Below are 14,204 nucleotides of genomic sequence, written 5' to 3' on the forward strand. Positions count from 1 at the left end.
GTAGTCTGCCTTCATGGCCCTCTCCCTGCCCACCGTGCTCGATGCCGCCCGCGGCATCCTGGACGCGGACGGCTTGGAGGGACTCAGCATGCGCCGCGTCGCCGGTGCGCTCGAGGTGCAACCCGGCGCGCTCTACCACCACGTTCCCGACAAGCAGACCCTGCTCGCGGGCGTGGCCGACCTGATCCTGGCCGAGGTCCAGGAGCCGATCGGCCTGTGGCGTGATGCCGTGGAGGGGTGGGCGAACAGCCTCCGGACGGCTCTGCTGGGACACCGCGACTCCGCGGAGCTCGTCGCGACCGCGCGCGGGTTCCGGTTGTCGCGCCACGACACGACCCGGCACCCCGCGACGCTGCTGGCCACGGCCGGGCTGAGCCCGACCGAGGCGCGCGGGGCGGCGTCCGCCTTGTTGTACTTCGTGCTGGGGCACGTGGCCGAGGAGCAGGCCCGACTGGACTGGGAGAGGTTCCACCCGACCGATGCGTCCAGCGCCCAGGAGGCGGACGAGGCGTTCGCCCTCGGGATCCGCCTCCTTCTCGACGGCGTGGAGTCGCGACGGCTGCACGAGCTGCCGCGATGACCGGACGCCTCGGTGGCGCTCCCGAGCGGCCGGCAGCGTTCCGCGCCGACGCAGGTGTGGTCCGCACGAGGCGAGGATCGACTCGGACGGACTTGGAATATCTATTCCAAAGGGGGCATAATCATGCACATGAAGACGAAGGTTGCAGTCGCCGGGTGCACGGGTTACGCGGGTGGGGAGATCCTGCGGCTCCTGCTCGGGCGCAACGACATCGAGATCGGCGCGCTCACGGCGAAGTCCTCGGCCGGCAGCCGCCTGGGTGAGCACCAGCAGCACCTGACACCGCTGTACGACCGTGTCGTCGGCGACACGACTCCCGAGAACCTCGCAGGCCACGACGTCGTGTTCCTCGCGCTGCCGCACGGGACGTCGGCTGAGGTCGCCGCGCAACTCGGGGACGACGTCCTCGTGGTCGACGCCGGTGCGGACTTCCGCCTGGAGTCGCCCGAGGAGTGGTGGCACTTCTACGGCACCGAGCACGCCGGGACGTGGCCCTACGGCCTGCCCGAGCTGCCCGGGCAGCGTGACGTCCTCGCCGGTGCGCGCCGCATCGCCGTCCCCGGCTGCTTCCCGACCACCGTGACGCTGGCCATCGCGCCCGCGCTGGCCGCCGGCATCGTCGACGGCCATGATGTCGTCGTGGTCGCCCCCACGGGTCCCTCGGGGGCGGGGAAGTCCCTGAAGCCGCACCTGCTCGGCAGCGAGCTGATGGGCTCGGCGTCCGCGTACGGGGTGGGGGGCGTGCACCGGCACGTGCCGGAGATGCTGCAGAACTTCCGCAAGCTCGGCGCCGTGGAGCCGACCCTGTCGTTCACGCCGGTGCTCGTCCCGATGCCGCGCGGCATCCTGGCGACCGTCACCGCGCCGCTGTCCGCGCCCATCTCCACCGACGACGTCCGGGCCGCCTACGAACAGGCCTGGGCCGACGAACCCTTCGTCCACCTGCTGCCCGAGGGGCTGTGGCCCCAGACGCAGTCGGTGGTCGGCTCCAACCACGTCCACGTGCAGGTCGCCGTGGATGCCGCCGCGCACCGCCTCGTCGCCGTCGCTGCCCTCGACAACCTGACCAAGGGCACCGCCGGCGGGGCCATCCAATCCATGAACATCGCCCTGGGCCTCCCCGAGACCCTCGGCCTCACCACGTTGGGAGTCGCCCCGTGAGCGTCACCGCAGCCCAAGGTTTCACCGCAGCCGGCGTGCGGGCCGGGATCAAGGCGTCGGGCAACCACGACCTGGCCCTAGTGCGCAACGTCGGCCCCAAGAGGGTCGCCTCCGGCGTGTTCACGACCAACCGCTTCCAGGCGGCTCCAGTGGTCTGGTCGATCGACGCCCTGGCCGACGCCCACCTCGACGCCGTGGTGCTGAACTCGGGCGGCGCGAACGCGTGCACCGGTGCGGACGGCCTGGCCGACGCCCGCGCCATGGCCGAGACCACGGCGTCCGCCCTGGGGACGACCGCTGACAGGGTCGCCGTCTGCTCGACCGGCCTCATCGGCGCCCGCCTCCCCATGGACGCCGTGCGCACTGGCATCGCGGCGGCCGCTGCGGAGTTGTCCACCCGGGGTGGCGCCGATGCCGCGCTGGCGATCATGACCACCGACACCGTGAGCAAGCAGGCGGGGACCACCAGCGAGAGCGGCTGGAGCGTCGGCGGCATGGCCAAGGGTGCGGGCATGCTCGCCCCGGCGCTGGCCACCATGCTCGTGGTCATCACCACCGACGCCGACCTGACCCCGGCCGAGGCCGACACGGCCCTGCGTGCGGCGACCCGCGTGACGTTCGACCGCACGGACTCCGACGGCTGCATGTCGACCAATGACACCGTTCTGCTGCTGGCCAACGGGGCGTCCGGCGTCGCCCCCGACCCCGAGGAGTTCACGCAGGCACTCACCGGGGTGTGTGCCTCATTGGCCCGCCAACTGCTCTCGGATGCCGAGGGCTCGAGCCACGACATCGCGGTCACCGTCGTGAATGCCGTGACCGAGGACGAGGCCGTCGACGTGGCCCGGTGCGTCACCCGGTCGAACCTGTTCAAGACCGCCATCTTCGGCAACGACCCCAACTGGGGGCGTGTGCTCGCCTCGGCGGGCACCTCGAGGGCGACGTTCGACCCCGACCGGGTGAGCGTCTCCTTCAACGGCGTCACGGTGTTCGACACCGGCGCGCTGGGGGAGGACCGCTCCCTCGTGGACCTCACGCCGCGCGAGGTGCGGGTCGAGATCGACCTGGCAGCGGGTTCGGCGTCCGCCACCGTCTGGACCAACGACCTGACGTACGACTACGTCAAGGAGAACGCGGAGTACAGCTCATGACGTACACGACGCGCACCGCACAGGTGCAGGACGAGGCCTATGCCAAGGCGGGCACACTCATCGAGGCGCTGCCCTGGCTCACCAAGTACGCGGGCGCCACGATGGTGGTGAAGTACGGCGGCAACGCGATGGTCAGCGACGAGCTCAAGAAGGCGTTCGTGGAGGACATCGTCTTCCTGCGCCGCTGCGGCGTGAGGCCCGTCGTCGTCCACGGCGGGGGTCCCCAGATCAACCTGATGCTCGACCGACTCGGCATCGTCAGTGAGTTCAAGGGCGGCCTCCGCGTCACCACCCCGGAGGCCATGGAGGTCGTCCGGATGGTGCTCGTGGGGCAGGTGGGCCGTGAACTCGTCGGCCTGCTGAACGCCCACGGCCCGCTCGCGGTCGGCATGTCCGGCGAGGACGGCGGCCTGTTCACGGCACGCCGCCGCGGGACCGTGGTGGACGGCGAGGAGATCGACCTGGGACTCGTCGGTGAGGTCGCCGGCGTCGACACCGCCGCCATCACCGACCTCATCGAGGCCGGACGGATCCCCGTCGTGGCCTCGGTGTCCCCGGACGAGACCGGTGCGGTGCTCAACCTGAACGCCGACACGGCAGCGGCGGCGCTGGCGTCCGCACTGGGTGCGGACCGCCTGATCATGCTGACCGACGTCGAGGGGCTCTACGCCAACTGGCCGAGCAAGGACGAGATCATCGCCTCCATCACCACCGAGGGGCTGCGCGAACTGTTGCCGAACCTGGCCAGCGGCATGATCCCGAAGATGGAGGCCTGCCTGGCCGCCGTGGAGGACGGCGTCCCGCTCGCCACGATCGTGGACGGCCGCAAGCCCCACTCGATCCTGCTGGAGATCTTCACCGACGAGGGTGTCGGCACGATGGTGGTGCCCGCATGAGCAACGCAGACGTCCTGGGCCGCTACGGCACCGCCCTGATGCACACCTTCGGCACGCCCCCACGCGTGCTGGTGCGCGGCGAGGGCCCTTGGGTGTGGGACGCCGACGGCGTCAAGTACCTCGACCTGTTGGCCGGGATCGCGGTGAACTCGCTGGGTCACGCGCACCCGCGCCTGGTCGCGGCCATCGCCGAGCAGGCGGGCCAGTTGATGCACATCTCCAACCTGTTCGCCTCCGAGCCGCAGGTCGCGCTGGCCGAGAAGCTGGACGCGCTGGTCTCCGGCGACTCCGGACGCCAGGCGCGGACGTTCCTGACCAACTCCGGCACCGAGGCCAACGAGGCAGCCCTGAAGGCCACCCGCCTGACCGGACGCCCACGCCTCGTCGCCATGGAGGGGTCCTTCCACGGCCGGACGATGGGCGCCCTCTCGGTCACCGCGACCGCCGCCTACCGCGACCCGTTCGCACCGCTGCCCGACAACGTCACCTGGGTGCCGTTCGGCGATCTGGAGGCGCTGGGCTCCGCGATGGGCGACGACGTCGCCGCCGTGGTCGTCGAGCCGATCCAAGGCGAGAGCGGTGCCGTCACCCCGCCGGACGGGTGGCTCGCCGGCGTCCGGGCGCTGTGCGATGAGCACGGGGCCCTGCTGTGGCTCGACGAGGTCCAGACCGGGATCGGCCGGACCGGCGAGTGGCTGGCCAGCCGGGGCGAGGGCGTGGTGGGCGACCTCGTCACCCTCGCGAAGGGACTCGGCGGGGGCTTCCCGATCGGCGCCTGCGTCGCGACCGGCGAGGCCGCGGCTCTCCTGCAGGCGGGCCACCACGGTTCCACCTTCGGCGGCAACCCGCTCGCCTCGCGGGCGGCCCTCACGGTGCTGGATGTCATCGAGTCCGAGGGGCTGCTGGGACACGTGCGCGAAACGGGTGAGTGGCTCGTCGGCGCCATCGAGGGAATGGGCCTGCCGCAGGTCAGCCATGTCCGTGGACGCGGCCTCCTGCGTGGGATCGTCCTGAACCAGCCGAACGCCAAGGAGGTCTGGGCGGCGGCGCTGGAGGCCGGTTTCCTGGTGAACGCACCGCGTCCGGACGTGATCCGGCTCGCTCCGCCGCTCGTCATCACCAGCGAGGAGCTGCAGGGCTTCGTCGACGCGCTGCCGCAGTTGGTGGCCGCGACGTGACCGAGCGGGCCGTGGGGACGTCCAAGGCGGCCCGCCAGGGCCGCATCGTGGAACTGCTCACCCGTCAGACGATCCGCTCCCAGACCGAGCTGGCGGACCTGCTGGCCGACGAGGGGTTCGCGGTCACCCAGGGCACGCTGAGCAAGGACCTCGTGGACGTGGGGGCAGTGAGGCTGCGCTCGGCGACGGGGGAGCTGAACTACGCGATCCGCGACCTGGAGGCGGCCGACCTGGGCCGGGCCCACGCCAAGCTCGTGAGGCTGGCGTCCGAACTGCTGCTGTCCGCGGAGGCCTCGGCGAACCTCGTCGTGGTCAAGACCCCGCCCGGCGCCGCCCAGTACCTGGCGTCCGCCGTGGACAAGGCCGGGCTGGACTCCGTCCTCGGTACGATCGCCGGGGATGATTCGATCCTGATCGTCAGCCGTGCACCCGATGGCGGGGCCGCGCTGGCCGAACACCTGCTCGCGCTCGGCGCGGGCGCATGAGAGGAAATGCCATGACCGAGGCCGGTGAGGGACGACTCTGGGGCGGACGCTTCAGCGGGGGGCCCGCCGAGGCGATGTTCGCGCTCAGCAAGTCGACGCAGTTCGACTGGCGGCTCGCTCACCACGACATCGCCGGCTCGAAGGGGCATGCCAAGGCCCTGCACGCGGCGGGCCTGCTCACCGACGATGAACTCGCCGGCATGCTCGACGGGCTCACCCGGTTGGACGCCGACGTCGCCTCGGGCGCGTTCGTCGCGGCGGAAACCGACGAGGATGTGCACGGCGCGCTGGAGCGCGGCCTGATGGAGCGGGTCGGGCCCGAGCTGGGCGGACGCCTGCGCGCGGGTCGCTCGCGCAACGACCAGATCGCCACGCTGATCCGCCGCTACCTGCGTGAGGAACTGCGCGTCGTCGCCGTCGGGGTGCAGGAGGTCGTGGTCGCGCTGCACGATCAGGCGCAGGCGCACCTCGGCGTCCCCATGCCGGGGCGCACGCACCTGCAGTCGGCCCAGCCCGTCCTCCTCTCGCACCACCTCCTCGCGCACGCGTGGCCGCTGCTGCGTGACATCGAGCGCATCAAGGATCTCGACCGCCGCCTGGCCGTGTCCCCGTACGGATCGGCCGCCCTGGCCGGCACGTCGCTGGGGCTCGACCCGGAGTTGGTTGCGCGCGAGCTGGGCTTCGCGGGGTCGGTCCCCAACTCGATCGACGGCACCGCCGCGCGCGACCTCGTCGCCGAGGCCGCCTTCATCCTCGCGATGATCGGCGTGGACCTCTCCCGGATCTCCGAAGAGGTCATCCTCTGGTCGACCGTGGAGTTCGGCTTCGTCACGCTGGACGACGCCTGGTCGACGGGGTCGTCGATCATGCCCCAGAAGAAGAACCCGGACGTGGCCGAACTCGCTCGCGGCAAGGCGGGCCGCCTGATCGGCAACATGACGGGCCTGCTGGTCACCCTCAAGGGTCTGCCCCTGGCATACAACCGGGACCTCCAGGAGGACAAGGAGCCGATCTTCGACGGGCTTGACCAGCTGCGCGTCCTCCTGCCGGCGGTGGCCGGGATGATCGGCACGCTGACCTTCCACCCCGAACGATTGTCGTCGCGCGCTCCCGAGGGCTTCTCCCTGGCGACCGACGTGGCCGACTGGCTCGTTCGCCAGCGCGTCCCGTTCGCCGAGGCACACGAGATCTCCGGCAGGGCCGTGCGCTACTGCGAGGGCAAGGGCATCGAGCTCTACGAGCTCACCGCCCACGACCTGCCCGCCATCGACGAGCGGCTGGGGGTGGGGGTGCTGGCCGTGCTGACGGTCGAGGGATCCATCAATGCGCGCAACGGACGAGGGGGCACCGCCCGCGAGCAGGTGGAGACCGTCCAGCTGCCCGAGGTGGCGGAGGCCATCACGGCCGTCAGTGCCTGGATCGGGTCCGACGGCGCCGCGAACGCCCACGGGTGAGGCGGACGCCGTCCGCTAGGGTTGCCACTCGTGAACGCAGTGATCGATGAACTCTCCTGGCGCGGGCTGATCGCCCACTCCACCGATCTGGACGCCCTGCGCGCCCACCTCGACGAGGGCCCGATCACCTCCTATGTGGGTTTCGACCCGACAGCGCCGTCGATCCACATGGGCAACCTCGTCCAGGTCATGGTGCAGCGCGCGCTGCAACGGGCCGGGCACAGGCCCATCCTGCTGGTGGGTGGATCGACCGGCCTGATCGGTGATCCCAAGCAGGCGGGCGAGCGCGTCATGAACGACCTGGACGTCGTCGCCGGCTGGGTGGAGCGGATCCGCTCGCAGGTGGGTCGTCTCATCGACCTGGACGGCCCGAACGCCGCGACGCTGGTCAACAACCTGGACTGGACGTCCGGCATCTCGGCGCTGGACTTCCTGCGCGATGTCGGCAAGCACTTCTCGGTGAACCGCATGCTCGACCGTGAGGTCGTGAAGAGCCGACTGGACACGGGCATCAGTTACACCGAGTTCAGCTACGTCCTCCTCCAGTCGCTGGACTACCGCGAGCTGTTCCGTCGCCATGGGGTGACCCTGCAGACCGGAGGCTCGGACCAGTGGGGCAACCTCACCGCCGGCGTCGACCTGATCCGCCGCTCGGAGGGAGCGCGGGTGCACGCCTTGGCCACGCCGCTGCTGACCAAGGCGGACGGCACCAAGTTCGGCAAGACCGAATCGGGCACCGTCTGGCTGGATCCCGAGATGACCTCTCCCTACGCGTTCCACCAGTACTTCCTGAACGCCGAGGACGCGATGGTCATGACGTACCTCAAGGTGTTCAGCGAGCGGTCCCGGGACGAGATCGCCGAGATCGAGGCCCAGCAGGAGGAGAAGCCCTTCCTCCGCATCGCCCAGCGCGCTCTCGCCGATGACATCACCGACCTGGTGCACGGCGTCGGCGAACGCCAGTCCGCCGAGGCTGCCGCCGCCGCCCTCTTCGGGCGCTCCGAACTGCGCGAGCTGGACGGACGGACCCTGAGGTCGGTCGCGAAGGAACTGGGGGCGGCGCGACTCGAGGTGGGGGAGGCCCTGCCGGCGTTCGTGGACGTCATGACCGAGTCGGGTGTGGTCGACAGCAAGTCGGCGGCCCGCCGCGCCATCCAGGAGGGCGGCGCCTACCTCAACAACGAGAAGGTGACCGACGTGGACGCCGTCCTCAGGCAGGCGGACCTGCTCGATGGCCGGTGGGCGATCGTGCGCCGTGGCAGGAAGACCGTGGGAGCCGTCGAGGTCGTGAGCGGCTGAACCGTGGCCTGACAAGGGCGGACGCCAACGGCGTCCGCCCGATTTTGTTTCTCGGGCGAGGGTGTGTAATGTTTACCAAGCGCTCGGGGGGCGGACGGAGAGGCCAAGGCCACAACGTACGAACCAGGAACGCCAATCCAAACCAACGATGACAACTCTTTCGAGAGTGGCGTCAGCGTGCGGATTGAGAGGGAAAATAAGCCGATTTGACTCGGCGAAAATGACTCTCTAAAGTATACCAAGTGCCCCGCGGGGATCGCTTCCGAATAGGAAATGATTTCCACGGTGTGTGTCGGAAGTTTGAGAACTCAACAGCGTGCTTAGGTCAATGCCAGTGGCCAGGACATCTTTTGTGGTGTTTTGGTTCATTTTTTGCACACTTAACCTTTGGTTTTGTGTGTCCTCGTTGCCAACTTTGGTTGGCTTCTTTGAGTGATTATTTGATTGCCAGCCTTTTGGTTGGTTTGTCAGTGTGATTGCTTTCCAGTTTTTCGATGGAGAGTTTGATCCTGGCTCAGGACGAACGCTGGCGGCGTGCTTAACACATGCAAGTCGAACGGATCATCAAACTTGTTTGGTGGTTAGTGGCGAACGGGTGAGTAACACGTGAGTAACCTGCCCTTCACTGTGGGATAACGAGGAGAAATTCTTGCTAATACCGCATATTCATATCTTGCTGCATGGTGGGGTGTGGAAAGTTTTTTCGGTGGGGGATGGACTCGCGGCCTATCAGCTTGTTGGTGGGGTAGTGGCCTACCAAGGCTTTGACGGGTAGCCGGCCTGAGAGGGCGACCGGCCACACTGGGACTGAGATACGGCCCAGACTCCTACGGGAGGCAGCAGTGGGGAATATTGCACAATGGGCGAAAGCCTGATGCAGCAACGCCGCGTGCGGGATGAAGGCCTTCGGGTTGTAAACCGCTTTCAGCAGGGGCGAATTTGACGGTACCTGCAGAAGAAGCACCGGCTAACTACGTGCCAGCAGCCGCGGTGATACGTAGGGTGCGAGCGTTGTCCGGATTTATTGGGCGTAAAGAGCTCGTAGGTGGTTTGTTGCGTCGGATGTGAAAACAGACAGCTTAACTGTGTGCTTGCATTCGATACGGGCAGACTTGAGGGATGTAGGGGAGAACGGAATTCCTGGTGGAGCGGTGGAATGCGCAGATATCAGGAGGAACACCGGTGGCGAAGGCGGTTCTCTGGACATTTCCTGACGCTGAGGAGCGAAAGCGTGGGGAGCAAACAGGCTTAGATACCCTGGTAGTCCACGCCGTAAACGGTGGGCACTAGGTGTGGGGGACATTCCACGTTCTCCGTGCCGTAGCTAACGCATTAAGTGCCCCGCCTGGGGAGTACGGCCGCAAGGCTAAAACTCAAAGGAATTGACGGGGGCCCGCACAAGCGGCGGAGCATGCGGATTAATTCGATGCAACGCGAAGAACCTTACCTGGGTTTGACATGCACCAGACGGCAGCAGAGATGTTGCTTCCTTCGGGCTGGTGTGCAGGTGGTGCATGGCTGTCGTCAGCTCGTGTCGTGAGATGTTGGGTTAAGTCCCGCAACGAGCGCAACCCTCGTCCTATGTTGCCAGCACGTAATGGTGGGAACTCATGGGAGACTGCCGGGGTCAACTCGGAGGAAGGTGGGGATGACGTCAAGTCATCATGCCCCTTATGTCCAGGGCTTCACGCATGCTACAATGGCTGGTACAAAGTGTTGCGATCCCGTGAGGGTGAGCGAATCACGTAAAGCCAGTCTCAGTTCGGATTGGGGTCTGCAACTCGACCCCATGAAGTCGGAGTCGCTAGTAATCGCAGATCAGCATTGCTGCGGTGAATACGTTCCCGGGCCTTGTACACACCGCCCGTCAAGTCATGAAAGTCGGTAACACCCGAAGCCGGTGGCCCAACCCTTGTGGAGGGAGCCGTCGAAGGTGGGATCGGTAATTAGGACTAAGTCGTAACAAGGTAGCCGTACCGGAAGGTGCGGCTGGATCACCTCCTTTCTAGGGAGCCTCTGTGCCCCATCACCGTCACGGGTGGGGGGTCGTCCTCGTTCACATCCGAGTGTGGTGTGCGGGGCGGGGTGACTGAATTGTGGAAGGCATTGGCCAAGTTTCTGTCGGTTGGTTGTTCGAGTGTCTAGTACTGCCTCTTTGGGGTGTGGAACGGGTTCGGGTGGCTGGCTGGTGGGGGCGGTGGCACGTTGTTGGGTTCTGGGACTTCCGCCGGTTGGTGGGTGTCGCAACGATGATGCCGGATGATGGTGCACTCCTGGTGGGTGTGGGTTGTCTGGTGTTTGTTTGTTGTTTGAGAATTGTATAGTGGACGCGAGCATCTTTGTAGATTTTGTTGATCGTTTTTGTTTGGTGACAAGCTACTAAGGGCGGTCGGTGGATGCCTTGGCATCAAGAGCCGATGAAGGACGTTGTAACCTGCGATAAGCCATGGGGAGCTGGTAAACGAGCTTTGATCCGTGGATCTCCGAATAGGGAAACCTCGAATGACCCGAGTTGTGTCGGGCGACCTCATCCTGAATATATAGGGGTGTTGGAGGGAACGTGGGGAAGTGAAACATCTCAGTACCCACAGGAAGAGAAAACAATTGTGATTCCGTAAGTAGTGGCGAGCGAACGCGGAAGAGGCCAAACCTGGCGTGTGTGATAGCTGGCAGGCGTTGCATGCTGGGGGTTGTGGGGCCGACTCGGGAGGGCTGCTGATCTCCCATCGAGTGATAAAGCAAACATGAAGCTGAAACACCTGGGAGGGTGTACCAGAGTGCGTGACAGTCGTGTAGGCGTATGTGTTTGCCTCGTTGTCGTTACCCCAAGTAGCACGGAACTCCTGAAATTCTGTGTGAATCCGGCGGGACCACCCGTCAAGCCTAAATACTCCTTGATGACCGATAGCGGACAAGTACCGTGAGGGAAAGGTGAAAAGTACCCCGGGAGGGGAGTGAAATAGTACCTGAAACCGACCGCCTACAATCCGTCGGAGCCTCTTTGTGGGGTGACGGCGTGCCTTTTGAAGAATGAGCCTGCGAGTCAGTGCTCGGTGGCGAGGTTAACCCGTGTGGGGGAGCCGTAGCGAAAGCGAGTCCGAATAGGGCGTTTTTTAGTCGCCGGGTCTGGACCCGAAGCGGAGTGATCTATCCATGGCCAGGTTGAAGCGACGGTAAGACGTCGTGGAGGACCGAACCCACTTGGGTTGAAAACCGAGGGGATGAGCTGTGGATAGGGGTGAAAGGCCAATCAAACTCCGTGATAGCTGGTTCTCCCCGAAATGCATTTAGGTGCAGCGTCGCCTGTTTCTTGCCGGAGGTAGAGCACTGGATGGTCTAGGGGGCCCACAAGCTTACCGAAATCAGCCAAACTCCGAATGCCGGTAAGTGAAGGGCGGCAGTGAGACTGTGGGGGATAAGCTTCATAGTCGAGAGGGAAACAGCCCAGATCACCAGCTAAGGCCCCTAAGGGACTGCTAAGTGGAAAAGGATGTGGAGTCGCGAAGACAACCAGGAGGTTGGCTTGGAAGCAGCCACCCTTGAAAGAGTGCGTAATAGCTCACTGGTCAAGTGATTCTGCGCCGACAATGTAGCGGGGCTCAAGCAGTCCGCCGAAGCTGTGGCAATCATGCGTGTACCTGCCTTCGGGCCAGGTGTGTGGTTGGGTAGGGGAGCGTCGTGTGCGCAGTGAAGCGGCGGGGTGACCCAGTCGTGGAGTGCACACGAGTGAGAATGCAGGCATGAGTAGCGAAAGACGGGTGAGAAACCCGTCCGCCGAATATCCAAGGGTTCCAGGGTCAAGCTAATCTGCCCTGGGTGAGTCGGGACCTAAGGCGAGGCCGACAGGCGTAGTCGATGGACAACCAGTTGATATTCTGGTACCGGCGAAGCAACGCCCGTGTCGAGGCCGGTGATACTAAGCACGCGAGACCTTCTGTGGTGCCTTCGGGTGCCTGGTTGGTTGAGTCTGTGACCTGATCCGGTAGTAGGCAAGCTGCGGAGGGACGCAGGAAGGTAGCCCATCCCACGCGATGGTTGTCGTGGGCTAAGCGCGTAGGCCGGCACATAGGCAAATCCGTGTGCTGTGTGGCTGAGACGTGATGGCACTGCCACTTTGGTGGTGGTGTGGGTGATCCTATGCTGCCTAGAAAAGCTTCGTGAGCGAGTTGTGAGCCGCCCGTACCCCAAACCGACACAGGTGGATAGGTAGAGAATACTAAGGCGATCGAGAGAATCGTGGTGAAGGAACTCGGCAAAATACCCCCGTAACTTCGGGATAAGGGGGACCTGATCCGTGAACCACTTTGCGTGGGGCAGCGGTGAGGGTCGCAGAGACCAGGCCCAAGCGACTGTTTACTAAAAACACAGGTCCGTGCGAAGTTGAAAGACGATGTATACGGACTGACTCCTGCCCGGTGCTGGAAGGTTAAGGGGAACTGTTAGCGCAAGCGAAGCGGTGAACTTAAGCCCCAGTAAACGGCGGTGGTAACTATAACCATCCTAAGGTAGCGAAATTCCTTGTCGGGTAAGTTCCGACCTGCACGAATGGAGTAACGATTTGGGCGCTGTCTCCACCACGAACTCGGCGAAATTGCATTACGAGTAAAGATGCTCGTTACGCGCAGCAGGACGGAAAGACCCCGGGACCTTTACTATAGTTTGGTATTGGTGATCGGTACGACTTGTGTAGGATAGGTGGGAGACTTTGAAGCTGTCACGCCAGTGATGGTGGAGTCAACGTTGAAATACCACTCTGGTCGTTCTGGTTATCTAACCTCGGACCCTGATCGGGTTCAGGGACAGTGCCTGATGGGTAGTTTGACTGGGGCGGTCGCCTCCCAAAAGGTAACGGAGGCGCCCAAAGGTTCCCTCAGCCTGGTTGGCAATCAGGTGTTGAGTGTAAGTGCACAAGGGAGCTTGACTGTGAGACAGACATGTCGAGCAGGGACGAAAGTCGGGACTAGTGATCTGACGGTGGCGTGTGGAAGCGCCGTCACTCAACGGATAAAAGGTACCCCGGGGATAACAGGCTGATCTTGCCCGAGCGTCCATAGCGACGGCATGGTTTGGCACCTCGATGTCGGCTCGTCGCATCCTGGGGCTGGAGTCGGTCCCAAGGGTTGGGCTGTTCGCCCATTAAAGCGGCACGCGAGCTGGGTTTAGAACGTCGTGAGACAGTTCGGTCCCTATCCGCTGCGCGCGTTAGAGTCTTGAGAAGGGCTGTCCTTAGTACGAGAGGACCGGGACGGACTAACCTCTGGTGTGCCAGTTGTCCTGCCAAGGGCACGGCTGGTTGGCTACGTTGGGAAATGATAACCGCTGAAAGCATCTAAGCGGGAAGCATGCTTCAAGATGAGGACTCTCACCACCTTGAGTGGGTAAGGCCCCCTACAGACCATGGGGTTGATAGGCCAGACGTGGAAGCACAGCAATGTGTGGAGCTGACTGGTACTAATAGGCCGAGGGCTTGTCACTACACCAAACAAGTGACGAGACCAGACAAAAACTATGTAACGCTCGCGTCCACTATACGATATCCCGATCAACAAACAGGTCAGGATGATCCCCCACACCCATCGGTGTGGGATGACAACTCCAGATTGTTTCGGTGGCCATTGCGCAAGGGAAACGCCCGGTCCCATTCCGAACCCGGAAGCTAAGCCTTGCAGCGCCGATGGTACTGCACTCGTGAGGGTGTGGGAGAGTAGGACACCGCCGAACACACCCCCCAACAAGGGGTGAACAAGAGAGGCCCCCAGCCATGCTGGGGGCCTCTCTGCACACCCCCACACGCCACGGCGCCACCCCGGCGATTCGGTCGCTCGGACGGGGCGCCCTCGGCATCAAGCTGCGGTCTCTCGACGCACAGCCCTCCTGACTTGCACACCTTGAGCTGATTGCTGGGGTTCCGGGCGATATCACTGCTAGTCGGAGAGTTTTGGTTCGTGGGTTTGGGGCACTAAAGGGGCCGGTAGGATCGGGTGGGTGAGCCCGTTCCTG

General features: G+C 64.6%; 8 protein-coding genes and 3 rRNA genes. All 11 read left to right on the forward strand.

Going from position 1 to position 14,204, the window contains the following annotated elements; genetic code table 11:
• The first annotated feature begins 13 nt into the window (after positions 1-13).
• The 11 genes from AC5YDA_RS13740 to rrf all read left to right on the forward strand — a co-directional run bounded on the left by AC5YDA_RS13740 (position 14) and on the right by rrf (position 13,925).
• On the forward strand, positions 14-580 hold the full coding sequence (locus AC5YDA_RS13740) for a TetR/AcrR family transcriptional regulator C-terminal domain-containing protein (protein WP_496190133.1): 567 nt from the start codon (positions 14-16) through the stop codon (positions 578-580).
• Positions 581-709: 129 nt separating this feature from the next.
• The gene (gene argC / locus AC5YDA_RS13745) at positions 710-1,741 is read left to right on the forward strand and encodes an N-acetyl-gamma-glutamyl-phosphate reductase (protein ID WP_496190134.1); all 1,032 of its coding nucleotides are present in this window, start codon (positions 710-712) and stop codon (positions 1,739-1,741) included.
• Positions 1,738-2,892: a bifunctional glutamate N-acetyltransferase/amino-acid acetyltransferase ArgJ gene (gene argJ / locus AC5YDA_RS13750; RefSeq protein ID WP_496190135.1), complete on the forward strand. Its 1,155-nt coding sequence runs from the start codon at positions 1,738-1,740 to the stop codon at positions 2,890-2,892. Before argC ends, argJ begins: the two co-directional genes overlap by 4 nt.
• Positions 2,889-3,788: an acetylglutamate kinase gene (gene argB, locus AC5YDA_RS13755; protein ID WP_496190136.1), complete on the forward strand. Its 900-nt coding sequence runs from the start codon at positions 2,889-2,891 to the stop codon at positions 3,786-3,788. The genes argJ and argB overlap by 4 nt, the downstream gene beginning before the upstream one ends.
• Positions 3,785-4,966: an acetylornithine transaminase gene (locus tag AC5YDA_RS13760; RefSeq protein WP_496190137.1), complete on the forward strand. Its 1,182-nt coding sequence runs from the start codon at positions 3,785-3,787 to the stop codon at positions 4,964-4,966. Before argB ends, AC5YDA_RS13760 begins: the two co-directional genes overlap by 4 nt.
• A complete protein-coding gene (gene argR / locus AC5YDA_RS13765; RefSeq protein ID WP_496190138.1) occupies positions 4,963-5,451 on the forward strand; it encodes an arginine repressor in 489 nt (162 codons plus the stop codon). Before AC5YDA_RS13760 ends, argR begins: the two co-directional genes overlap by 4 nt.
• A gap of 11 nt (positions 5,452-5,462) precedes the next feature.
• A complete protein-coding gene (argH, locus tag AC5YDA_RS13770) occupies positions 5,463-6,905 on the forward strand; it encodes an argininosuccinate lyase (protein ID WP_496190139.1) in 1,443 nt (480 codons plus the stop codon).
• A gap of 30 nt (positions 6,906-6,935) precedes the next feature.
• Entirely contained in the window at positions 6,936-8,204 is a 1,269-nt protein-coding gene (tyrS, locus tag AC5YDA_RS13775; RefSeq protein WP_496190140.1) for a tyrosine--tRNA ligase, read from the forward strand.
• 491 nt (positions 8,205-8,695) lie between these two features.
• Positions 8,696-10,209, forward strand: a 16S ribosomal RNA gene (locus AC5YDA_RS13780).
• Between the two features lie 364 nt (positions 10,210-10,573).
• A 23S ribosomal RNA gene (locus tag AC5YDA_RS13785) occupies positions 10,574-13,679 on the forward strand.
• A gap of 129 nt (positions 13,680-13,808) precedes the next feature.
• Positions 13,809-13,925, forward strand: a 5S ribosomal RNA gene (gene rrf / locus AC5YDA_RS13790).
• The 16S, 23S and 5S rRNA genes sit together here, the layout of an rRNA operon.
• The last annotated feature ends 279 nt before the right edge of the window (positions 13,926-14,204 follow it).

The organism is Propioniciclava sp. LT294 (assembly GCF_059516005.1).